Origin of the sequence: Mycobacterium sp. ITM-2016-00318 (assembly GCF_002968285.2) — a bacterium.
Lineage (GTDB): Bacteria > Actinomycetota > Actinomycetes > Mycobacteriales > Mycobacteriaceae > Mycobacterium.
This window is the reverse complement of record NZ_CP134400.1, coordinates 3,288,825-3,310,318: the sequence shown is the minus strand read 5'-3', so window position 1 is coordinate 3,310,318 and position 21,494 is coordinate 3,288,825. Positions and strand designations below refer to the sequence as shown.

Below are 21,494 nucleotides of genomic sequence, written 5' to 3'. Positions count from 1 at the left end.
GGCAATTGCATATTGAGCGTAGGAGTGCCGAGCATGTCGGCACGTGAGTAGTGAGCTACCTCAACTGACACGGGGTCAGCAGATCTTTTACTTCTCTTGGCGCGAGTCTTGGATTTCCCCACAGCTTTGCTGAGCACGTCGCCCCTCCCCCCGGCTGATTACACCTAGAAGACTGGCGGGTTCTTAGGGGAATCTCAGTTGTTTATCAGCGTAATGGAGGTTATCCCTGTGGCATAGCTTCAACATGTTCGCTAAACCAGCATATTTTCGTCTTCAACTACCCGGATGCCACTAACCGTCGCGCCTGCGAGGGAAAGCCGTGCTCAACGCAGTTGGAGACAAAACACACTCAAGATCAGCAAACCATATTTGCTGGGCTCCTCGTCTCGTTTCTCGGATAGCCAAGATCAAAGGTGCAGTAAGAATCGATTCAGATCAGTTGCATCTAACTTCGGGTCGAAGGCTCGCAACGCGTCAAGTTGTCGTTTTTGGCTCCGCTAGAGGCCCACATCTTCGAGGTGTGGTCCGGCTGAAAGCGTAGGGCAGGACAGGACGAGAAGAGGCACGAAATTGTTTGCCTCGGTCAGCGGCTGCTTAGCGGGGCCTCCGGCGGGCCCACCGACCATGGTGGCAAGCGGTCAGGCGGTACGGTGCTCGGGATCGATCCCAAGATTTGAATACAGATGCGTTAGTTTTCGCTGGCGAGGCGGCGCCGCGAACACCCCGTTCGATGTGCTGCGGACGGCGGCTTCCGATCAGCAATCGCCCGCGAAGGCGATAAGCCTTTAGCGCCGGAAGCGGTCGAACAGGCCGCCCCGTCGGCGTGGTACATCGTCGCGGTAACGGTCATCGGCCACACGCTCAACCCGTCGTGGCGGAGCATCCGCGGTACGCCCGTAGCCGCCGCGCCGACGTGCGTCGGCCGACAATGTGCCCGCACCCGTCGTCGCGAGCAACAGAAACCCGAAACAGAACAGGATGGCCAATTCGCCCCCGTTGGCGATCGGCCAGAAGCTCGCCGTCTCGCCGCCACCGCTGAGCGGCGGCCAATGCTGATAGAAGTACGCGAACGCCATCTCGCCCGACGCGATGAACGCCGCGATCCGGGTGAAGAACCCGACCGTGATCAGGATGCCAAGGACGAACTCGATCAGGCCCGCCCACCAGTACGGAAATGAGCCCACCTCGGCCGTGCCACCCGGCGCCGCGACCGGCCAGCCGAACAGCTTCTGCGAGCCGTGCAGCGTAAAGAGAAGACCAAAAATGATGCGGAAAGCGCTCAAAACAGGGGAGTGATAACCCGCTAACCGGGTGTCCAGGTTGGTCATAGTTGACCCTAACGTGCAAAAGGGCCGGGCGAAACGAACTCGCCCGCCCCAATGCGGAACAAATCAAAACGTTGTAGTAGTAAACGCGAACCGGATCCTCGGCGTTCTCGATGTTTGCCGTGTTGGCGTTGAATAAACCTGCAGCTCAATCATGTTCCGGCCGTTGGCGTTGCTCGAACGACGCGACACCGTTGCGGACGCTCCGCGAATGGATACGGCAGGTCCCGGTTGTTTTTGGACGATGGAGTAGGAAAAGTTCTGAACCGAATGGCCGGCTCTCCGTAACCTCAAGTTGATCATGACCGCTTGAACAGGATTGGACGGTGCCATGACCGAGAAGCGAGATTCGACAACCGCGCCGACGGGACAGGATCACCGCCGGACCCGAGCGCTGTTGCCTGTGAGGCGCTTCGCGCTCGGCGTCGCGACCGGCGCCGTGCTCGCCGTGTCGCTGTTGGCCGCGTGCGGCGGCGATTCGACGGAGTGGGACACACTCACTGTCAATCAGCACCTTTACCTGAACGGCCCGGACGGGACGAAGTTCGAGATTAGCGTCGGCAAGGACGCGAGCGGTCAAGACGTGGTGACCGCGACGCGAATCGGCGAGTAGACGCGGCTTCGATTATCGCTGCGCTGTGGTTGCAACGCGATGAACTTGCGGTTTCGGCAGTCTCGACTCGACCACGACAACCGTAGGGCAACCATCCGATGCCAGCTATTCCCGACACCTGCTCCAAGCTAACACATCCATGTGCTGTCAGTGCGCGCCTGGCCGGTTGGTGAAATCAGCATACGATTGCCGCCCTGTGGGTTCTAATCAAGAAGGATGCATATTACACACGTGCTCTTTGTCAGATTCTTATCGGGTGTGCGGGGAAGATTGGCGCGATCCCAGCAATCTCGCGAACGCTTAGCTAGCACATGCGCTGGGGTGTAGCTTAAGCGCATGTCCGCGAAGAACATGCGGACAGGAAACGACTGGAAGGGGATCCACCTCGTGAAGAAGACGATCACAGCCGCCCTCTTGGGCGGCGCCATCACCATCAGCTCTCTGCTGGGTGCCGGGACGGCCAGTGCGACAACTCCGGAGGAGATCTGCGCGGCGATCGCCAGCGGCGGCCAGGCGGGATATCAGGAATTCATCATGGGCAAGCTCATGGCCGGGGAAGATCCCCAACAGCTCGCACAGATCGACGTCAAGGCCCAGTCCGAGGTGTGCCCGGGTTGACCGACTGCTAACGGCGTGGGCAGGTCCGAGGCCGAGCGCGGCGTTGCCGACCAGGACAAGGTCGTCACGCTGCCGGAGATTCACTGCGCCAGCGACTCTCGACGCCCTACGGCCACCTGCGGCCGGACGCTTACGAGTCCACCCGTTCGGCGGTCTGAGCTGTGATTTGCCGAGCGGATGGACTCGTAGCGACGAACTTGGACTTACACGTCGTAGTACAGCGCGATCTCGTACGGGTGAGGTCGGATCTGGATCGGCAGAATCTCGTTCTCACGCTTGTAGGAGATCCAGGTCTCGATCAGGTCCTCGGTGAAAACCCCGCCCTCGGTGAGGTATTCGTGGTCCTCTTCGAGCTTGTCGATCACCGCCGAGAGCGACGTCGGCGCCTGCGGAATGCCCGCGGCCTCGTCCGGCGGCAGCTCGTAGAGGTCCTTGTCGACCGGCGCCTGCGGCTCCATCTTCTTCTTGATGCCGTCTAGGCCGGCCATCATCATCGCCGCGAACGCCAGGTACGGGTTGCCCGAGCTGTCGGGGCAGCGGAACTCGAGGCGTTTGGCCTTCGGGTTGTTGCCCGTGATCGGGATACGCACGCAGGCCGATCGGTTGCGCTGGCTGTAGACCAGGTTGATCGGCGCCTCGTAGCCCGGCACCAGGCGCTTGTAGGAGTTCACCGTCGGGTTGGTGAACGCCAGCAGCGACGGTGCGTGGTGCAGGATGCCGCCGATGTAGTGGCGCGCCGTGTCCGACAGGCCCGCGTAGCCGGACTCGTCGTGGAAGAGCGGGTTGCCGTCCTTCCAAAGCGACTGGTGGGCGTGCATGCCCGAGCCGTTGTCGCCGAACAGTGGCTTGGGCATGAACGTCACGGTCTTGCCCGCCTGCCACGCGGTGTTCTTGATGATGTACTTGAACAGCACCAGGTCGTCGGCCGCATGCAGCAGCGTATTGAACTTGTAGTTGATCTCCGCCTGGCCCGCGGTGCCCACCTCGTGGTGGCCGCGCTCCAGGGTGAAGCCCGCATTCTGCAGGTTGGTGCACATCTTGTCGCGCAGGTCGACGTAGTGGTCGTACGGCGCGACGGGGAAGTAGCCGCCCTTCGGGCGAACCTTGTAGCCGCGGTTCGGGCTGCCGTCGGACTCGAACGGCTCGCCGGTGTTCCACCAGCCGGCCTCAGAGTCGATCTCGTAGAACGTGCCGTTCATCTGCGAGTCGAAGGCCACCGAGTCGAAGATGTAGAACTCGGCCTCTGCGCCGAAGAAGCACGTGTCGGCGATACCGGTGCTGGCCAGATAGTTCTCCGCCTTGCGGGCGACGTTGCGCGGATCGCGCGAGTACGCCTCGCGGGTGAACGGGTCGTGCACGAAGAAGTTGAGGTTGAGCGTCTTCGCCTCGCGAAACGGGTCGATGCGCGCCGTCACAGGATCGGGCAGCAGCATCATGTCCGACTCGTGGATGGACTGGAAGCCGCGAACCGACGAGCCGTCGAACGCCAAACCATCCTCGAACACGCTCTCGTCGAAGGCCGACGCCGGGATCGAGAAGTGTTGGACGACGCCCGGCAGGTCGCAGAACCGGATGTCGACGTAGTCGACTTCCTCGTCCTTGATCTGCTTCATGACGTCGTCGGCGGTCTTTTCTGCCACTGAAGACTCTCCTTATTTCTTGTTAACCCGCGGAATGACGCTATGGACACGATGTTGCACGGCAGTCAACCGCATGTTGCGCCGAAGTTACGCAATTCCGCCAGACCTATGCTGAAACCATGCCCTCCAGCTTCGGTTCCTGGCTGTCCGGTCCGCCGCCCGTCGGGTCCGGGCCAACCGACCAACGACCTAATGATTATCCCGGTCAGCGCCTGGGTCTACCCCAGGACGGACCGAAATCGCTGGCTCGGATGGGCAGGCGCATCGGGGCCCTCTTGGTCGACTGGCTGATCGCTTACGGGCTGGCCGCCCTGCTCATGTCGTTCGGGTGGATCAGCCTGCAGATCTTGTCCACCGCGGTGCTGGTCATCTGGCTCGTGATCGGCGCGGTGTCGGTCCGGCTGTTCGGGTTCACCCCTGGTCAGTACGCGCTCGGCCTGATCGTCATCCCGGTCGACAACCGTCTGCACGTCGGGTTCGGCCGAGCGCTGGCGCGTGGGCTGCTGATCGCCCTCGTGGTGCCGCCGCTGTTCACCGACACCGATCTGCGCGGCATCCATGATCGGCTGACCAACACTGCGGTGGTGCGGCGCTAGTCGTCGAGATCGACGAAATGGTGCGAGTTACTCGCACTTTTCCGCCCAATTGTCGGTTTGGGCGTTAAGGGGCGCAGAAAGGCTAGCGCCTGCGCACCGTGCGCTGCATGCCCCGCATCTTCGCTGCGTTGGGCATCGGACCCTTGGGCATTGCCGCCGGTCCGACCTTGCTGCCCAGCGCGGCCAGCCGAGACTCCAGCGCATCCATCTGCTTGACGGTGATGTTCGCAGGCAGCTTCGTCAAGTGACGTTCCAGCTTGCCCAGCGGGACCTCGCCCTCGCCGTTGCCGATCACGAAGTCATAGATCGGCGTCTCGCCGATGAGCCTCGCCGTGCGCTTCTTCTCCTGCGCCAGTAGCGGTTTGACCCGTGCGGCCGACCCTTCGCCGACGAAGATCACCCCCGGCCTACCGATCACGCGGTGCACCGCGTCCAGATGGCCGGTGGCCGCGACGCCCGGCGTCACCCGCCACTTTCCTCGCAGATTCTCCAGCGCCCACGCCGCCGCACCCGCCTGGCCCTCTGCCTTGCGATACACCGACTTCTGCGCCCTGCGGGCGAAGATGATGAACGCGACCAGCGCGCCGAGCACCACGCCGAGGGGGATCAGCGTGAACATCGTGAACCCGCCCACGAACACGCCCGCCACCACGGAAGCCGCCACGATCAGCACGAACGCGCCGATCATGTACGGCAGAAGGCGCTTGTCCTCCTTGCGCTGGATCTTGAACGCCTGCCACAGCTGACCACGACGCTGCTTGGATGCCTCTTTACGAGTGGCCTTCGCCTCGGCCTTCGCGGCCTTCTGCTCGGCTTTGTTGCGGGTCTTCGCCATCAGATCAGGATACGGGTGGCTGCGAAACCCTCGAGCCCGCTGCCTTGGAGTAGAGCCGACCCGCCCGGTACGACGACCGCACCAGCGGTCCGGTGAGCACGCCGGCGAAACCGAGTGTCTCCGCGAACGCCGCATGCTCGACGAACTCGTCGGGATGAACCCACCGCTCGACCGGATGGTGGCGCGCCGACGGCCGCAGGTACTGGGTGATCGTGACGATGTCGCAGCCCGCGTCGAGCAAATCCGTCAGCGCCGTGCGCACCTCGTCGGTGGTCTCGCCCATACCGAGAATCAAGTTGCTCTTGGTGACCAGCCCGTAGTCCCGCGCGGCGGTAATCACGGCCAAGCTCCGGTCGTATCGGAACGCAGGCCGAATCCGCTTGAAGATCCGCGGCACAGTTTCGACGTTGTGCGCCAACACTTCCGGCCGCGATTCGAAGACCTGCTCGAGCAAGGCCGGTTCACCGTTGAAATCGGGAATCAGCAGTTCCACACCGGTGTCCGGGTTCAGCTTCTTGATATAGCGCACCGTCTCGGCATACAGCCACGCGCCGCCGTCGGGCAGGTCGTCTCGGGCGACGCCGGTTACGGTCGCGTACCGGAGGCCCATGGTGGCGACGCTCTCGGCGACCCTGCGCGGCTCGTCGCGGTCCAACTCAGCCGGCTTGCCGGTGTCGATCTGGCAGAAGTCGCAGCGACGGGTGCACTGCTCGCCGCCGATCAGAAACGTCGCCTCGCGGTCCTCCCAGCACTCGTAGATGTTGGGACAACCCGCTTCCTCGCAGACGGTGTGTAGACCCTCGCGGCGGACCAGGTTCTTCAGCTGCGTGTACTCCGGCCCGGTCTTCATCCTGGTCTTGATCCACGGCGGCTTGCGCTCGATCGGTGTCTCGGCGTTGCGCACCTCGAGACGCAGCAGTCTCCTACCTTCAGGCGCGACAGTCACGACGTCGACGCTACCCGCAGGCGGCCGTCGAGCGCGTCGCACACCGCCGTCGTCACCCTGTCGATGACGTCGTCGACACCGACGTGACGACCGAGTTCCGCCGTGAGCGAAGTGACCCCTGCGTCGGCGATTCCACACGGCACGATCGACGAGAACGCGTTCAGTTCGCAGTCGCAGTTCAGCGCGAAACCGTGCAGCGTCGTCGACCGCGACACCCGGACCCCGATCGCCCCGACTTTCCGGGCCGGCCCTGTGGCGTCCGCGGGGACCCACACCCCCGAACGGCCCTCCACACGACCGGTGTCCAGCCCAAGCTCGGCGCAGACATGGATCAGCGACTCTTCAAGGCGCCGAACGAAGTTCACCACGTCGAGCGGTTCGGCCAGACGAACGATCGGATAGCCGACCAACTGGCCGGGGCCGTGCCAAGTGATCTTGCCGCCGCGGTCGGTGTCGATGACGGGAATATCGGAGGTGGACGCACTGGGTCTTTCGCTGGGCAGTGTGCGCCTGCCCGCCGTATACACCGGAGGGTGCTCGAGTAGCAGCAGCGTGTCGGGGCCGCCCGCGACGCGCGCATCGGCCAGTTCGCGCTGCTGCGCCCATGCGTCGGAGTAGTCGACGGTGCCAAGACGACGGACGTCGATCGGGGCGGTTGCCGACCGGATCGAGCTCACGATTCGACGGTACTCGTCGTGTAGGCCAGCGCCTCGCCAACCGTGTTGTGGCGGAACTCGTATCCGGCGCGTTCGAGCACCGCCGGGATCGCTCGCTGCCCGCCGAGAAGGCCCTCTTCGGCGAACTCGCCCAGCAGTGTCTTCAGCGCGAACCCCGGCAGCATCATCGGCGTCGGCCGGTTCAGCACCCGGCCCATCGCCTTGGTGAACTCGGAGTTCGTCACCGGCGCGGGCCCGGTGAAGTTGACGGGGCCCGACACGTCGTCGTGAAAGATCGCGAACAGCATGGCGCGGACCTGGTCTTCGAGGCTGATCCACGGCATGTACTGGCGTCCGCTGCCCAGGCGCGCACCGAGCCCCAGCGAGAACAGCGGCCGCAGCCGGCTCAGCATCCCGCCGTGCGGCGACAGCACCAGACCGGTGCGCGTCAGCACGACCCGAACACCGGCCTGCTGGGCGGGAGCCGTTGCCGCCTCCCAGTCCCTGCACAACTGCGCCAGAAAGCCGCGGCCCTGCGGGGCGGTCTCGTCGGCGATCCGGTTGCCGGTGTCGCCGTAGTATCCGACCGCGCTGGCGTTGACGAGCACACCGACGCCGGCCCGGGCCACGGCCTCCGACAACACCTCGGTGGGGTCGATCCGGCTGTCGCGCAGGCTCTGCTTGAACGCGCCCGACCATCGCTTGGCGCCGACGCTGACGCCGCACATGTTGACCGCGGCGTCGACCCCGCGCAGCGCGTCCGCATCGAACTCGCCGGTGTCCGGATTCCAGAACACCTCATCGGAATTCGACGGTGCGCGACGAACAATGCGCATTACCCGATGGTCGGTCGCCCGCAACCCATAGACCAGCGCCGAGCCGATCAGTCCCGACGACCCCGCGATCGCAACGGTGGCCACTGGTGTCTACAGCCCCAGGTCCGCCTCGAACGCACCCTCTTCGAGTCGCCGCTTGATCGTGGTCACGAAGCGGCCCGCGTCGGCGCCGTCCACCAGTCGGTGGTCGTAGGTCAGCGGCAGGTAGCTGACCGACCGAACGCCGATCGACTCGTTGCCGTTCTCGTCGACGACCACACGGGGGCGCTTGACGATCGCACCGGTGCCCAGCATCGCCGCCTGCGGCGGCACCAGGATAGGGGTGTCGAACAGCGCACCCTGGCTCCCGATGTTGGTGATCGTGAAGGTGCCACCGGACAGTTCGTCCGGCTTGAGATTGCCCGACCGGGCCCGTGCCGCGATGTCGGCGATCGCCCGCGCCAGACCCGCCAGCGACAGATCACCCGCATTGTGGATCACCGGGGACAGCAGTCCCTGTTCGGTGTCCACCGCGAAGCCGAGATGCTCGGCGTCGTAGTAGGTGATCTCCTTGGTCTCCTCGTTGTAGCTGGCGTTGACGTTCGGGTGGGCCTTCAACGCGTCGACGACGGCCACTGCGATGAACGGCAGGTACGTCAGGTTGACGCCCTCGCGTTCGGCGAAGCTGGCCTTAGCCCGCGCGCGCAGCGCCACGATCTTGGTCATGTCGACCTCGTGGGTCTGCGTCAATTGCGCTGTCTGCTGCAGAGATTCGCGCGTCTTCTTCGCGGTGATCTGCCGAATGCGGTTGGCCTTCTGCTTGGTACCGCGCAGATGCGCCAAGGCGGCCGCCGGTTCGGCTTTCGCCGCCGGTGCGGACGGCTTCGCTTCGGCGGGAGCCTCCTGCGCCGGTGCCTTCTTGGCCTCAGCCGCGGCGAGCACGTCCTGCTTTCGAATGCGCCCGCCGACACCGCTGCCCTTGACCGAGCCGAGGTCGATGTCGTTCTCGCTGGCCAACTTTCGCACCAGCGGGGTCACATACGGAGCGCCGTCACCTGACGGTTCGCCAGCGGCTTTCGGCGGCTCCTTCGATTCGGCTTCGGGTTCCGGTTTCGGTTCAGGCTTCGGTTCGGGCTTGGCCTCTTCCTTCGGCTCTTCTTTGGCTTCTTTCTTGGGCTCGGGTTCCGGCTCCGGCTCCGGTTCGGGCTCTGGTTCGGGTTCCGGCTCGGCCTCTTCCTTCGGCTCCTCTTTGGGCTCTTCTTCGGGTTCCGGCTTGGGCTCTGGCTTCTGCGCGGAGGCGGCATCGGCGTCGCCGACCTTGGCGAGCTCGCCACCGACGGCGACGGTGTCGTCCTCCTCGGCGGTGATGCTCACCAAGGTGCCGGCCACCGGTGAGGGGATCTCGGTATCGACTTTGTCGGTGGACACCTCAACCAGCGGCTCGTCCACCTCGACGCTGTCGCCGACCTTCTTCAGCCAGCGCGTGACCGTGCCCTCGGTGACCGACTCACCCAGCTCGGGCATCAGCACCGGGGTCCCCTCCCCGCCGCCCGACGACGCCGCGGGCTTCTCCTCGGACTCCGACTTCTTCTCCGGCTCGGGTTCCTCTTGCTCCGGTTCCTCTTGCTCCTCCGCGGCCGGCTCGGACTGCGCGTCGGACTCCTCGGCCGGCTTCTCCTCCTCGGCAGGCTTTTCGGCAGGCTCCTCGGACTTCGAGTCCTCGCCGCCGCCGGAATCTTCGCCACCGGAGTCGTCGCCACCGGAGTCTTCGTCCGCGTCGCCGATCACCGCCAGCTCGCCGCCGACCTCGACCGTGTCGTCCTCCTGGGCGACGATCTTCTTCAGCACGCCCGCGGCCGGGGACGGGATCTCGGTGTCGACCTTGTCAGTGGACACCTCGAGCAGCGGCTCATCCATCTCCACCGTGTCACCCTCTTGCTTGAGCCAGCGGGTGACCGTCCCCTCGGTGACGCTCTCACCGAGTGCCGGCATCTCGACGGAAGTTGCCATGTCTGTTGACTCCCTCGAACGGTTGGTCGTCACGGATTCAATGCCGGTTCCCATCCTGTCATGTCGAGCCCGACCGCTCGCCCCAGACCTGACGAGCTTTTGCTCTGGCACTATCGAAAGAGGTGGAGCGCGGGAGCTCCGGAAGGCGGCACGCACTTGGGACTGTTGGGCAGGCTTCGGCGCGGCCGCTCAGCGCGTGGGAGCGGCAACGATCCCGCGGCCGATCTGGCCTACATGCGGCAGTGGGTCACCGAACGCAGCGGAGTCGAGGCATTCATCGAGCCGAAGACCACCGTCACCGACGTGACGGCGGTGCTGGTGGCCGGCGACGGTGAATGGACGCGGCGGCGCGCGGGCGGCGATGCCGGCGCCAAACGGCTGGCCGACCGGCTCAAGATCCCGGTCTACGACGTGCAGAAAGTCGGCTACCCGCAGCGCATGCGCGATTACGACGCGAAGCGCCGCATCGAACGCGAACGCGCTGCCCGACGGGAGCTGGAAGACAGTTAGGGTACTGGTCGTGGGGGACACGATCGCCGAACGATTCGTCGACAGCGCCGACGGTGTCCGCATCGCCGTGTACGAGCAGGGCAACCCTGACGGGCCGACGCTGGTGATGGCGCACGGCTGGCCCGACTCGCACGTGCTGTGGGACGGCGTGGTCCCGCGGCTCGCCGACCGATTCCGCATCGTCCGGTACGACAATCGCGGTGTCGGCAAATCGTCAGTGCCCAAACCGATTTCGGCGTACACGATCTCCAAGCTCGCCGACGATCTCGGCGCGGTGATCGCCGCCACGAGCCCCGGCGAACCCGTTCATCTGCTCGGCCACGACTGGGGTTCGGTCTCGGCCTGGGAATACCTGAGCAGGCCGGGGGCAGCCGAGCGGGTGGCGTCGTTCACCTCGGCGTCGGGTCCCGGCATCTCCCACTACGGCGGCTATATCTTCGACAGCCTCAAGCGGCCATACCGTCCCGTCCAGTTCGCCCGGGCGATAGACCGGCTTCTGCGGCTGACGTACTGGTACCCGTTCGCGGCGCCGGTGCTCGCGCCCGCGGTGTTCAGGGGCCTGATGCGCGTGCGCGACAACAAGCTGCTCACCGACCGTGTCCCCGCAGGACAGCGCTTCCGCAGTGACACCGCCGCCGTCGACCTCGTCAACTCCCTGAAGATCTACCGCTCGCTCGCGGTTGCGCCACCGACCACGTTCTCCGCCGACCGCTACGTCAGCGTGCCGGTGCAGTTGGTGGTCGCGGCGAAGGACCCGGTGGTGCGGCCGCATGGGTTCGACGACCTGTCGCGCTGGGTGCCGCGGCTGTGGCGTCGCGACATCAACGCCGGCCACTGGTCGCCGATGTCGCATCCGCAGGTGCTGGCCGCCGCCGTCGGCGAACTGGTCGACCATCTCGAAGGCAGGCCCGCGAGCCGGGCGCTGCTGCGAGCGGAGGTCGGCCGCAAGCGCGCGGCCTTCGGCGACACGCTGGTGTCGGTCACCGGAGCCGGCAGCGGCATCGGCAGGGAGACGGCCCTGGCGTTCGCCCGCGACGGCGCCGAACTGATCGTGAGCGACATCGACGAGGCCACCGCCAAGGAGACCGCGGCGCACATCGTCGAGCGCGGCGGCATCGCGCACCCGTATGTGCTCGATGTGTCCGACGCCGAAGCCGTCGAGCGGTTCGCCGAACAGGTGTGCGCCGAACACGGCGTGCCCGACATCGTCGTGAACAACGCGGGCGTCGGCCAGGCGGGGGAGTTCCTCGACACGCCAGCCGACCAGTGGGAGCGCGTTCTCGACATCAATCTCGGCGGTGTCGTCAACGGTTGCAGGGCATTCGGCAGGCGCCTCGTCGAGCGCGGCACGGGTGGCCACATCGTCAACGTCGCTTCGATGGCCGCCTACTCGCCGTCGAAGACGCTCAACGCCTACTGCACGTCCAAGGCGGCGGTCTACATGTTCTCCGACTGTCTGCGCGCGGAACTCGACGACGCGGGCGTCGGGCTGACCACGATCTGTCCGGGCACCACCGACACCAACATCCTGACCAACACCCGGTTCGACGTGCCCGGCCGGTCAGACGAGAGTGTCGAGAAACGACGAGAACAGTTGCAGAGGTCGTTCCGGCTGCGGCGCCACGGTCCGGACAAGGCCGCCAAGGCGATCGTCACCGCGGTGAGGAAGAACAAGCCGATCCGGCCGATCACCCCTGAGGCGTACCTGCTCTACGGCACGTCGCGGATCGCTCCGCAGGTCATGCGGAGCACGGCCCGTAAGAAGCTCGTCTAGCCGCTCGCGGCTATGCCCGGATCAGCCGCTCGCGGCTATGCCTGAATCAGCCGCTCGCGGCTATATCTTCGAGCACCGCGAACATTGTGCGGGTCGGCACGCCGGTGCCGCCCTTGCCGTTGTAACCCCAAGGGCCGCCGGTGTTGTAGGCGGGCGCGGCGATGTCGATGTGAGCCCAGGACACTCCGTCGGCGACGAACTCACGCAAATAGGTGCCCGCGACGAGCATGCCCGCATACCGGGACCCGCTGACGTTGGCCAGATCGGCGACCGTCGACTTCAAATCGTCCTTGAGTTCCTCGGGAAGTGGCATGGGCCAGCCGTTCTCGCCGACCTCCTGCGACAGCCTCGCGACCCGGTCACGGAACTCGTCGGATCCCATCACGCCAGGTGTGCGGGCGCCGAGCGCGACGGTCTGCGCGCCGGTCAGCGTCGACGTCTCGATCAGGTAGTCGGGATCGTCCTCGCATGCCCGCACGATCGCGTCGGCGAGGATCAACCGGCCCTCGGCGTCGGTGTTGAGCACCTCGACGGTGATTCCGCCGTACTGGGTCAGCACGTCGCCGGGTCGCTGGGCTGTCGCCGACGGCATGTTCTCCGCCATCGGCACGGTGGCGATCACGTCGATCGGCAGGTTCTGCTTTGCGGCCAGCACCACCGTCGCGATGACGGCCGCCGCGCCGCCCATGTCCGACGTCATGTGATGCATGTTGGCCGCGGGCTTGATCGAGATGCCGCCGGTGTCGAATGTGATGCCCTTGCCGACCAGCGCGACGCGCTTGGCTGAATGTTTTCGTGCTCCTCGCGTGCGCGAACGCTTGGCGCCCTTGTGGGACAACCGAACCAGACGTGGCGGGCGCGAAGACCCCTTGCCGACGCCGATCACGCCGCCGTAGCCGGCCTTCGCCAGCGCCTTGTCGTCGAGCACCTCGACATCTAGGCCGGCAGCCTCGCCCAAAGCCCTTGCGCGCTTGGCGAATTCGTCGGGGAAGAGATGCGACGGGGGAGTGTTGACGAAATCGCGTGCCGTGGCCACGGCCGTCGCGATATCGGTGGCCCGCGCTGCCTGCGTCTTCGTTCTGGCCTTGGTGTCGGCCGTCAAAGCGGTGATCTCGCGCAGGCCCTTGTCCTTCGGCGCGGTCTTGTCGCTGCGGAATTCGCTGAACCGGTATGCGCCGAGGATCAACCCCTCGATCGCGGCCTCCAGATCGATGTCCGACAGCGTGGTGATGACCGCCTCGGTGCCGTTCAGCGAGCGGCCAGCCACGCCCGCGGCGCGCCGGATCACGTCTGAAGGCCAGTCTTCGCGGGTCTTGCCGAGGCCTACCGCCAGCACGCTGCCGACCGGCAGGGAGGGTGCGACCACCCTGGTCACCTGCTCGGAGCCGCCCTTGGCGCTCAGCGACTCGAGGGCCACCTCGATCTCGCCGACGGCTTTGGCGTCCAAAAACGGGGTGGCGAGGACGGTCGCTTTCGCGTCGTCGTCACTTCCGCTGACCACGGGCACGATCAGCACCGCCTTATCGGCTTTGCGCTTGGGAAGCGACGAGCTGACGGTGACGGCGGGGGCCTGATAACCGGTATGTGTGGGGCTCACGAGCGTCGAGCCTATCGGTCAACGGGACAGGTGCAGGTCGTAGGCCGTGACCGGGGTGTCGAACCCCTTGAGCAGCAATGGTTCCTGTCGAATCGCGGCCCAGCCGGGCAGCTCGTCGCGTACGTCGGACGATGCCAGAATCTGCCCCGGCGCGGCAGCGCCGACCAGGCGGGCGGCGAGGTTGACCGCGGTGCCGAAGTAATCGCCTGCAATGGCCAGCACCCGCCCGTACCCGAGGCCGGCCCGAACCTTCAACTCGGCCTCGCGTGCCTGCGGGTGTTCGACGAGGTCGAGCGCTACTTTTGCGAGCTGTTCGGGGGTCGAACTTACCCACATCACCTCATCACCGATGAACTTGACGATCCGCCCGCCGTCGGCGAGCACCACGTCGCTGACCGCGGCCGCGAACTCCACGAGGAGCTGAGACAGTTCGGTCGGCGTGAGCCGCTGCGTCAACGACGTGAAACCCGTCAGATCCGCGAATCCGACGCCGCAGATGACGCTCGCGGTGGCGTCGCGAACGACGCCTTCGAAGTAGGTGCGGGCGCTGATCGTGTGATGGCGGAACACTGCCCCGATGAGTACCGCGAGGCGAGGAATGAACTCGCCGACGGCTTGATAGGCGATGGCGGTTTTGAGCTCGTCTCGGCTGTGCTCCATCTGGATGTCGGGTAGCCCGAGCCGGATCGCCGTCGACCCGGCTTCGGCGAGCCGGGCCATCGACGCGCCGAGAACCCTCAGCAACGTCATGGTGGCGTCCTCGCCGACGGCCGCCCGTAGTGCCACCCAGGCAGCCAAGCCGTCGAGGTCGACCTGGCTGAAAACCGGTTGGTCGGCATCCGCGACGTTCAGCCCGAGAGCAGACCACGCCTGGACCAGTGCGGGGACGGAGACGCCCAGCTCGTCGGCGGCACGGCGGAGGGTGTAGATCGGCTTGCCCGTTCTCTGCAGCGCATCACCGGCGAGGCCGAACAGCCGGCCGTGACGCTCGGCCGCCACCATCTCCTCCGCCGTGAAGCCCAGGCCGTCGAGGTATTCGATCAGCGCGGCGCGTTCGCGCGCGTTGGCGATTCCGGCGGCTTCGAGGGCATCGAAATCGACCATTATGCACCGCCGCAGGCGGACATATCGAACGCAGAGACAGGCTCGTCGAAACCCTTGAGCGTCAAAGGATCTTGCGGATCGGCAGCGCGATCAGGCAGGGCCTCGCGGACCTCCGATGCGACGAGGATCTGCCCTGGCAGCGCGGCCGCGACCAACCGTGCGGCCAGGTTCACCGCCTCCCCGAAGTAGTCGCCGTTGATGGCGAGGACCTGGCCGAAACTCAGCCCAGCCCGAACCCGCAGCCCGGCGTCGAGCGTGCGTTGGTCGCCGATGATGCCGCCTGCGGTATCGACCAGCTGCTGTGGCGTCGAGCTGACCCACATCACGGCGTCGCCGATGAACTTCACCACCCGCCCCTTTTCGCGGCGTATCACGTCGGTGGCCGTGGCGCTGAAGCCGTTCAGCAGAGCCGACAGTTCGACTGGTGTGAGTACGTGTGTCAGGGCGGTGAATCCAGACAGATCAGCGAAGCCGACACCACATGTCACGTTCGAAGACGGATCGTCGGTCACGTTCTCGAAGAGATTCGGGCGGGTCAGATGGTGGCGGTGGATGACGTCGAGCAGCGACCCGGCTCTTGGTATCAGTTCGGCGAGCGCTCGCCACGTGCGCGCGGTCGTCAACTCGTCGTGGCTGCGAGTTATCCAGAAATCGGGCGCGGAACTGCGGAGCACGGTGGTCTCCGCCTCCGCCAAACGGCTCATCGCGGCACCCATGAAGCGGAGGAGTCCTTCGACCCTGTCGGCGCCCATCCGCTCACTCATCAGGGCGCAGGTCTCCAGGGCATCGACGTCGCGTTGGCTCAACACGATGTGGTCGGGACTTGCGATGGTCAGACCGAGCAGCGCCCACGAGTGTTCGACCTGCTCAACGGACTGCCCCAGGACCTCGGCGGCGGTCCGCAGGCTGTATACCGGTCGTCCGCTACTTCTGACGGCATCACCAGCGAGGCCGAACAGCCGGCCGCGACGCTCGGCCGCCACCATCTCCTCGGCCGTGAAGCCCAGGCCGTCGAGGTATTCGATCAGCGCGGCGCGTTCGCGCGCGTTGGCGATTCCGGCGGTCTCGAGGGCATCGAAATCGGCCACCCACCGGAGTCTGCCAGCAGGAACGCCACCATTAGTGTGGTTCGGCGTGACCGAAATCCAGCACGGCCCCCTCGAAGACCGGCACCGTCAGCTCGATGCCAGCTTCGCCGAGTTCTCCGGCTGGCTGATGCCGGTCTGCTACCAAGGTACGGTCGGCGAGCACACGGCAACCCGATCCACCGTCGGCCTCTTCGATGTCAGCCACCTCGGCAAGGCGTCGGTCCGTGGCCAGGGCGCCGCCGAGTACGTCAACTCCACCCTCACCAACGACCTCTCCAGGATCGGGTCGGGCAAGGCGCAATACACTTTGTGCTGCACCGAATCGGGCGGCGTGATCGACGATCTGATTGCGTACTACGTCTCCGAGGACGAGATCTTTCTGGTCCCGAACGCCGCCAACACGGCCGACGTCGTCGCCGCGCTGCAAGGCGGGGCTCCTGACGGGTTGACCATCACCGACGAGCACCGGTCGCGCGCGGTGCTCGCAGTGCAGGGGCCCAAGTCGACCGACGTCGTCGGCTCATTGGGGCTGCCGACCGATATGGACTACATGGGCTACGCCGATGCCGACTTCAGCGGTGCCGAGGTGCGGGTGTGCCGCACCGGCTACACCGGCGAGCAGGGCTACGAACTGCTGCCCGCGTGGGACGACGCGCCGGTGGTGTTCGACGCGCTCGTCGACGCCGTCTCCGCCGCAGGCGGCCAGCTGGCCGGGCTGGGCGCCCGTGACACGCTGCGCACCGAAATGGGCTATCCGCTGCACGGACACGAGCTGTCGCGCGAGATCTCCCCGTTGCAGGCCCGCTGCGGCTGGGCGATCGGCTGGAAGAAGGCCGCCTTCTGGGGCCGCGAGGCGCTGCTCGCCGAGAAGGAGGCCGGGCCGAAACGACTTCTGCGCGGCCTCCGCGCCGTGGGCAGGGGCGTACTGCGACCGGATCTGACGGTGCTCGACGGCTCCACCCCGATCGGGGTGACGACGTCGGGAACCTTCTCTCCGAGTTTGAAAGTCGGTATCGCGCTGGCGCTGCTCGACACCGACCGCAACATCGCCGATGGACAACGGGTCGCCGTCGATGTTCGCGGCAGGCCCGTCGAATGCGAGGTCGTCAAACCACCGTTCATCGAGGCAAAAACCCGGTAGCGGACGGATATACAATCGCCCCATGACTGGCCGCCTCGAGTTCACCGTCGATCGCAACGCGAACCCGGCGAGCGACGAGGTACGCGCCGAAATCCTGGCGAATCCGGGGTTCGGCCGCTATCACACCGACCACATGGTCTCGGTGGACTACGTGGACGGCAAGGGTTGGCACAACGCGCGCGTCGTCCCGTACGGGCCCATCGAGCTCGACCCGTCGGCGATTGTTCTGCACTACGCGCAGGAAGTGTTCGAGGGGTTGAAGGCCTACCGCTGGGCCGACGGAACGATCGTGTCGTTCCGCGCCGAGGCCAACGCCGCGCGGCTGCGTTCGTCGGCCCGCAGGCTTGCCATCCCGGAGTTGCCCGAAGACGTGTTCATCGACTCGCTGCGGCAGCTGATCGCCGTCGACGGGCAGTGGGTGCCTGCCGCAGGCGGCGAGGAGTCGCTTTACCTGCGGCCCTTCATCTTCGCCTCCGAGCCCGGACTCGGTGTGCGGCCCGCATCCGAATACCGCTACATGGTGATCGGCTCGCCCGCCGGGGCGTATTTCCCGCGCGGCATCAAACCCGTCAGCGTGTGGCTGTCACACGAGTACGTACGCGCCTCACCCGGCGGCACCGGCGCCGCGAAGTTCGGCGGCAACTACGCCGCATCGCTTCTCGCGCAGGCCGAAGCCGCCGACAACGGGTGCGACCAGGTGGTGTGGCTGGACGCCATCGAACGCCGCTATGTCGAAGAGATGGGTGGCATGAACCTGTTCTTCGTGTTCGGCAGCGGGGGGTCGGCTCGCCTTGTCACACCCGAGCTCAGTGGCTCGCTGCTGCCAGGCATCACTCGGGATTCGTTGCTGCAGTTGGCAACTGATGCCGGATTCGCGGTCGAAGAACGTAAGATCGACGTCGACGAGTGGCAGAAGAAGGCGGGTGCGGGTGAGATCACCGAGGTGTTCGCGTGCGGCACCGCCGCGGTGATCACGCCGGTCTCGCATGTCAAGCACGGCGAGGGCGAATTCACCATCGCCGACGGCGAACCCGGTGAGATCACCATGGCGCTGCGCGACACGCTGACCGGGATTCAGCGCGGCACGTTCGCCGACACTCACGGCTGGATGTCGCGACTTTCCTGAACGCACGCGAAACGCGCTGCGCCGAGATCGACGAAATGGCGGCCGCTACTCGCACTTCTGCGCCCAAATGTCGGTTTGGGCGTAAGGGGGTGGGGTCAGCCGATCGCCAGGCCGACCGCGGCCAGCGTCGTCGTCACCTCGATGACGGCGCCGAGCACGTCGCCGGTGATCCCGCCGAAGCGTCGTACGCAATGCGCCACCAGCACGGCGGTGCACGCCAGCGCCACCAGCACCGCGGCAGGACCCTGCCACAGGCGCGGCCCCGCACCCAACGCCAGCGCGGCGACCGCGACCACCCAGACCGCGACCACCGCCGACGGCTGACTGCCCGCGACCATCGACCCCAGCGTGCTGCCCCGAGCCGACGGCACCGACTTCCGGCAGGCCGCGACGGCGGCGACCCGGCCCGCGGTCACCGCCACGATCAGCGCGACCGCGCTCAACTCGGCGAAGGCCAAACCCTGCACCAGGATCACCACCGCGACGGCCGCGACCCCGAACGGGCCTGCCGTCCCGTCGCGCATCACCTGAAGCGCCCGCTCCGGTGGGCCGTAACAGCCGAGACCGTCAACGGTGTCGGCCAGGCCGTCGATGTGCAGCCCCCTTGTCGCGAGCAGCAGCGTCGCCACCGCGAGCACGCCCGTCAGCGGATGACCGTGCGCGAAGGCTAGCGAGGCCACCCACACGACTCCGGCGGCAAGTCCCCCGAGCGCGAAGCCGACAACCGGCAGAGCCGCCATGACTCCGCGGCCGACGCCGGACCCCGCCCGTATCGGCAGGACGGTGGCAAAGGCGAAAGCCCCTGTGACCGAACGGATCACGAAGAGACGCTCGCCTCGTCGAAAGTCGCCATCGACCCCAGCGTGGCCACAGCGGCCCGTACCACGGGCAACGCGACCGCCGCTCCCGTCCCTTCGCCGAGCCGCATCGACAGGTCGAGGATCGGTTGGAGCTCCAACTTCTCCAACGCAAGCGCGTGCGCCGGTTCGGTGGACCGGTGGCCCGCACGCCACCACTGCCGCGCGCCTGGGGCGAGTACTTCGGCGACCAGTGCAGCGGACGCCACCACCACACCGTCGAGCAACACGGGGGTCCGGCGCACCGCCGCTTGCGCAAGGAAACCCGCCATCGCGGCCAGATCCGCGCCGCCGCACACCCGAAGAAGCGCCAGCGGGTCCGCGGTCATGCCGCGAGCACGATAGAGCGCGTCACGCACCGCGGCGACCTTGCGCGACCAGCCCGCGTCGTCGATACCGGTGCCGCGTCCGACGATCGCGACCGGCTCGGTCCCCGTCAGAGCAGCGATCAAAGCTGTTGCAGCCGTGGTGTTTCCGATTCCCATATCGCCTGCGATCAGCAGGTCCGCTGCCGCGTCGACCTCCTCGTCGGCGATCCGGCGGCCCGCTTCGACGGCGGCGTGGGTTTCGTCTGCCGTCAGCGCGTCCTCGACGGCGATGTTGCCGCTGCTCCTTCGGACCTTGTGCAGGCCGATCGAAGCGGACTGCGGTTCGTCGACGTCGACCGCGATATCGGCGACGCGTACGGTCGCGCCCGCCGCCTCGGCCAACACGTTGATCGCGGCCCCGCCTGCGTCGAAGTTGGCGACCATCTGCGCCGTAACCTCTGCAGGGAACGCCGATACGCCCGCCGACGTGACGCCGTGATCGCCTGCGAACACCACCACCCGCGCCCGCTGGAACTGGTTGGGCGGGCACACGCCCTGACAGGCCGCCACCCAGACCGACAGCTCCTCGAGTCGCCCCAGCGAGCCTGCCGGCTTGGTCAGCGTGTCCTGCCTGGCTCTGGCCTTCGCCGCGACGTCCTCGTCGGGTGGCTCGATCGGCGGGATATCGATCACGCAAGCTCCTTCACCGTTACCGGCTGTCCCGCGACCACCAGCACGACGCGGTCGCACACCGCGGCGAGTCGCTGGTTCAACGCGCCGAGTTCGTCGGCGAAGCGGCGGCCCGCCTCCGTCTCGGGCACGACGGTCAGACCGACCTCCGGACTGACGAGCACCAGATCCGACGGGTATCCGGCGACGGCGTCGACAAAATCGTCGATGTCCGCGCGGGCGGATCCGCCGGTCCATGCTCTGGCCCGGTCCAGCGCCGCGGTGAGCCAGCCGCCCACATCGTCGACGAGGGTGGGGCCGACATCGTCAGACCGCAATTCGCTTGCGACATCGCACGTTTCGACCGTCGACCAGTTCTGCGGGCGACGAGCGCGGTGGAATGAGACCCGCGCCGCCCAGGCGTCGTCGTCGGCGACGGGCCCGGTGGCCAGGTAACGAACGGGATCCCCGGCTCGCCCGACGACCGACTCGGCCCATTCGGACTTGCCCGACCGGATACCGCCGAGCACCAGAACGCGCACCGGGGGCTCAGGTGACTTTGTCGCCGCGGTTGACCTGCGGCCGAGGTGCGCGCATCCGCCGCAGCTGAGACGCGCGGCTTGCGGCGTAGAACCCGAGCTTCCAGCCGCTTTCGGTGTGCTCGGGATATTTCTCGTCGACGAGCCGATTCACCTTGCGGCCCAAAAAGAACCCGTCAACGAGCATGATGCCCATCAGGATCAGCATCGCGGGCGAGATGTAGTACTGCACCTGCGGCACCGCCAGCATGACGAAGATCAGGGCGAGCGCCGCGGGCATGAACAGACCGAGCGCGCTGATGCGGCGCGAATCCACGATGTCGCGGGCGTACCGGCGCGCCGGGCCCTTGTCGCGGGGAAGCAGATAATCGTCGTCGCCCGCCATCATCCGTTCGCGACGGTCGGACATGGCGGCACGACGGGTGGCCTTCTCCTCGCGGCGCTCCTCGCGCGAAAGCTTCGCCCCGCGCATTTCCTTGCGCCGCTTCCTGGCCTCCGCAGAGGTCATCGGGGCCGGTGCGACGGGCCCGCGACGACGCGCAGAGTCGCGCTTAGGCGTCGGCTTGCCCTTCGGCGCTGTTCTGCCACCCGCCCTGGTCGCAGATCCGCTGTCCGCGGTCGCCTCGACGGCGGCGGTGTTGTCGTCAGGTGGCGGGTTGTCCTTCTTGCGGCCCAGCAGGTTCACGCCCGCCAGCATAATCTGCTGGAATGACCGGCTCGGACGGCC

General features: G+C 66.5%; 21 protein-coding genes. 7 read left to right on the top strand and 14 right to left on the bottom strand.

The features are described from left to right. Nucleotides 1-785: 785 nt before the first annotated feature. Entirely contained in the window at nt 786-1,328 is a 543-nt protein-coding gene (locus tag C6A82_RS16295; RefSeq protein ID WP_105346345.1) for a DoxX family protein, read from the bottom strand. Nucleotides 1,329-1,656: 328 nt separating this feature from the next. Between C6A82_RS16295 and C6A82_RS16290 the strand changes: the two genes are divergently transcribed. After that, nucleotides 1,657-1,938, top strand: coding sequence for a hypothetical protein (locus tag C6A82_RS16290; RefSeq protein WP_105346343.1), 282 nt, complete (start codon nt 1,657-1,659; stop codon nt 1,936-1,938). Between the two features lie 336 nt (nt 1,939-2,274). Next, nucleotides 2,275-2,556: a hypothetical protein gene (locus C6A82_RS16285; protein ID WP_105346341.1), complete on the top strand. Its 282-nt coding sequence runs from the start codon at nt 2,275-2,277 to the stop codon at nt 2,554-2,556. Nucleotides 2,557-2,759: 203 nt separating this feature from the next. Here the strand turns inward: C6A82_RS16285 and glnA are convergent, their stop codons facing one another. Continuing rightward, on the bottom strand, nt 2,760-4,196 hold the full coding sequence (glnA, locus tag C6A82_RS16280) for a type I glutamate--ammonia ligase (protein WP_105346340.1): 1,437 nt from the start codon (nt 4,194-4,196) through the stop codon (nt 2,760-2,762). Between the two features lie 119 nt (nt 4,197-4,315). Between glnA and C6A82_RS16275 the strand changes: the two genes are divergently transcribed. Then, nucleotides 4,316-4,792 carry an RDD family protein gene (locus C6A82_RS16275; protein WP_105346338.1) on the top strand — a complete coding sequence of 159 codons (477 nt, stop codon included), beginning with the start codon at nt 4,316-4,318 and terminating at the stop codon, nt 4,790-4,792. An 82-nt stretch (nt 4,793-4,874) separates the two neighbouring features. Here the strand turns inward: C6A82_RS16275 and C6A82_RS16270 are convergent, their stop codons facing one another. Genes C6A82_RS16270 through sucB form a run of 5 tightly spaced genes read right to left on the bottom strand, consistent with a single transcriptional unit; the run spans nt 4,875 to nt 10,054 of the window. Continuing rightward, the gene (locus tag C6A82_RS16270; protein WP_105346336.1) at nt 4,875-5,627 is read right to left on the bottom strand and encodes a DUF4191 domain-containing protein; all 753 of its coding nucleotides are present in this window, start codon (nt 5,625-5,627) and stop codon (nt 4,875-4,877) included. A gap of 4 nt (nt 5,628-5,631) precedes the next feature. Further along, on the bottom strand, nt 5,632-6,573 hold the full coding sequence (gene lipA, locus C6A82_RS16265) for a lipoyl synthase (RefSeq protein ID WP_105346335.1): 942 nt from the start codon (nt 6,571-6,573) through the stop codon (nt 5,632-5,634). After that, on the bottom strand, nt 6,570-7,253 hold the full coding sequence (gene lipB / locus C6A82_RS16260) for a lipoyl(octanoyl) transferase LipB (RefSeq protein WP_199193822.1): 684 nt from the start codon (nt 7,251-7,253) through the stop codon (nt 6,570-6,572). The genes lipA and lipB overlap by 4 nt, the downstream gene beginning before the upstream one ends. Further along, nucleotides 7,247-8,149, bottom strand: a complete 903-nt coding sequence (locus C6A82_RS16255) for a TIGR01777 family oxidoreductase (RefSeq protein WP_105346330.1) — start codon at nt 8,147-8,149, stop codon at nt 7,247-7,249. Before C6A82_RS16255 ends, lipB begins: the two co-directional genes overlap by 7 nt. Nucleotides 8,150-8,155: 6 nt before the next feature. After that, a complete protein-coding gene (gene sucB / locus C6A82_RS16250) occupies nt 8,156-10,054 on the bottom strand; it encodes a 2-oxoglutarate dehydrogenase, E2 component, dihydrolipoamide succinyltransferase (protein ID WP_311101383.1) in 1,899 nt (632 codons plus the stop codon). A gap of 156 nt (nt 10,055-10,210) precedes the next feature. Here sucB and C6A82_RS16245 point away from each other — a divergent pair, with 156 nt between their 5' ends. Then, complete coding sequence (locus C6A82_RS16245; protein ID WP_105345257.1) at nt 10,211-10,564, top strand: oxidoreductase; 354 nt, start codon at nt 10,211-10,213, stop codon at nt 10,562-10,564. A gap of 10 nt (nt 10,565-10,574) precedes the next feature. Continuing rightward, a complete protein-coding gene (locus tag C6A82_RS16240) occupies nt 10,575-12,338 on the top strand; it encodes an SDR family oxidoreductase (protein WP_105345250.1) in 1,764 nt (587 codons plus the stop codon). Between the two features lie 46 nt (nt 12,339-12,384). Here the strand turns inward: C6A82_RS16240 and C6A82_RS16235 are convergent, their stop codons facing one another. Genes C6A82_RS16235 through C6A82_RS16225 form a run of 3 tightly spaced genes read right to left on the bottom strand, consistent with a single transcriptional unit; the run spans nt 12,385 to nt 16,127 of the window. Further along, the gene (locus C6A82_RS16235; RefSeq protein WP_105345248.1) at nt 12,385-13,935 is read right to left on the bottom strand and encodes a leucyl aminopeptidase; all 1,551 of its coding nucleotides are present in this window, start codon (nt 13,933-13,935) and stop codon (nt 12,385-12,387) included. Nucleotides 13,936-13,953: 18 nt separating this feature from the next. Beyond that, a complete protein-coding gene (locus C6A82_RS16230; protein ID WP_105345246.1) occupies nt 13,954-15,039 on the bottom strand; it encodes an adenylate/guanylate cyclase domain-containing protein in 1,086 nt (361 codons plus the stop codon). Next, complete coding sequence (locus tag C6A82_RS16225) at nt 15,039-16,127, bottom strand: adenylate/guanylate cyclase domain-containing protein (RefSeq protein WP_105345244.1); 1,089 nt, start codon at nt 16,125-16,127, stop codon at nt 15,039-15,041. The genes C6A82_RS16230 and C6A82_RS16225 overlap by 1 nt, the downstream gene beginning before the upstream one ends. Before the next feature lie 46 nt (nt 16,128-16,173). Between C6A82_RS16225 and gcvT the strand changes: the two genes are divergently transcribed. Together gcvT and C6A82_RS16215 are read left to right on the top strand one after the other, a co-directional pair. After that, the gene (gene gcvT / locus C6A82_RS16220; RefSeq protein WP_105345256.1) at nt 16,174-17,268 is read left to right on the top strand and encodes a glycine cleavage system aminomethyltransferase GcvT; all 1,095 of its coding nucleotides are present in this window, start codon (nt 16,174-16,176) and stop codon (nt 17,266-17,268) included. Nucleotides 17,269-17,290: 22 nt separating this feature from the next. Further along, on the top strand, nt 17,291-18,394 hold the full coding sequence (locus C6A82_RS16215; RefSeq protein WP_105345243.1) for a branched-chain amino acid aminotransferase: 1,104 nt from the start codon (nt 17,291-17,293) through the stop codon (nt 18,392-18,394). A gap of 95 nt (nt 18,395-18,489) precedes the next feature. On the opposite strand, the gene C6A82_RS16210 is transcribed toward C6A82_RS16215, so the two are convergent. The 4 genes from C6A82_RS16210 to C6A82_RS16195 are packed head-to-tail and all read right to left on the bottom strand — an operon-like array spanning nt 18,490 to nt 21,452. Then, a complete protein-coding gene (locus C6A82_RS16210) occupies nt 18,490-19,215 on the bottom strand; it encodes an adenosylcobinamide-GDP ribazoletransferase (RefSeq protein ID WP_105345241.1) in 726 nt (241 codons plus the stop codon). Next, nucleotides 19,212-20,252 carry a nicotinate-nucleotide--dimethylbenzimidazole phosphoribosyltransferase gene (cobT, locus tag C6A82_RS16205; RefSeq protein WP_105345239.1) on the bottom strand — a complete coding sequence of 347 codons (1,041 nt, stop codon included), beginning with the start codon at nt 20,250-20,252 and terminating at the stop codon, nt 19,212-19,214. Before cobT ends, C6A82_RS16210 begins: the two co-directional genes overlap by 4 nt. Beyond that, the gene (locus C6A82_RS16200; RefSeq protein ID WP_105345237.1) at nt 20,249-20,770 is read right to left on the bottom strand and encodes a bifunctional adenosylcobinamide kinase/adenosylcobinamide-phosphate guanylyltransferase; all 522 of its coding nucleotides are present in this window, start codon (nt 20,768-20,770) and stop codon (nt 20,249-20,251) included. Before C6A82_RS16200 ends, cobT begins: the two co-directional genes overlap by 4 nt. Before the next feature lie 7 nt (nt 20,771-20,777). Continuing rightward, nucleotides 20,778-21,452 (bottom strand): DUF3043 domain-containing protein, encoded by a 675-nt coding sequence (locus C6A82_RS16195; protein WP_105345254.1) that lies wholly within the window; start codon nt 21,450-21,452, stop codon nt 20,778-20,780. Nucleotides 21,453-21,494: the final 42 nt, after the last annotated feature.

What these genes read in the sequence shown, in the direction of transcription:
- C6A82_RS16295 (WP_105346345.1), bottom strand. Translation starts at nt 1,328, where the DNA reads ATGACCAACCTGGACACCCGGTTAGCGGGTTATCACTCCCCTGTTTTG.
- sucB (WP_311101383.1), bottom strand. Translation starts at nt 10,054, where the DNA reads ATGGCAACTTCCGTCGAGATGCCGGCACTCGGTGAGAGCGTCACCGAG.
- C6A82_RS16290 (WP_105346343.1), top strand. Translation starts at nt 1,657, where the DNA reads ATGACCGAGAAGCGAGATTCGACAACCGCGCCGACGGGACAGGATCAC.
- C6A82_RS16275 (WP_105346338.1), top strand. Translation starts at nt 4,316, where the DNA reads ATGCCCTCCAGCTTCGGTTCCTGGCTGTCCGGTCCGCCGCCCGTCGGG.
- C6A82_RS16270 (WP_105346336.1), bottom strand. Translation starts at nt 5,627, where the DNA reads ATGGCGAAGACCCGCAACAAAGCCGAGCAGAAGGCCGCGAAGGCCGAG.
- C6A82_RS16215 (WP_105345243.1), top strand. Translation starts at nt 17,291, where the DNA reads ATGACTGGCCGCCTCGAGTTCACCGTCGATCGCAACGCGAACCCGGCG.
- C6A82_RS16285 (WP_105346341.1), top strand. Translation starts at nt 2,275, where the DNA reads ATGTCCGCGAAGAACATGCGGACAGGAAACGACTGGAAGGGGATCCAC.
- C6A82_RS16230 (WP_105345246.1), bottom strand. Translation starts at nt 15,039, where the DNA reads ATGGTCGATTTCGATGCCCTCGAAGCCGCCGGAATCGCCAACGCGCGC.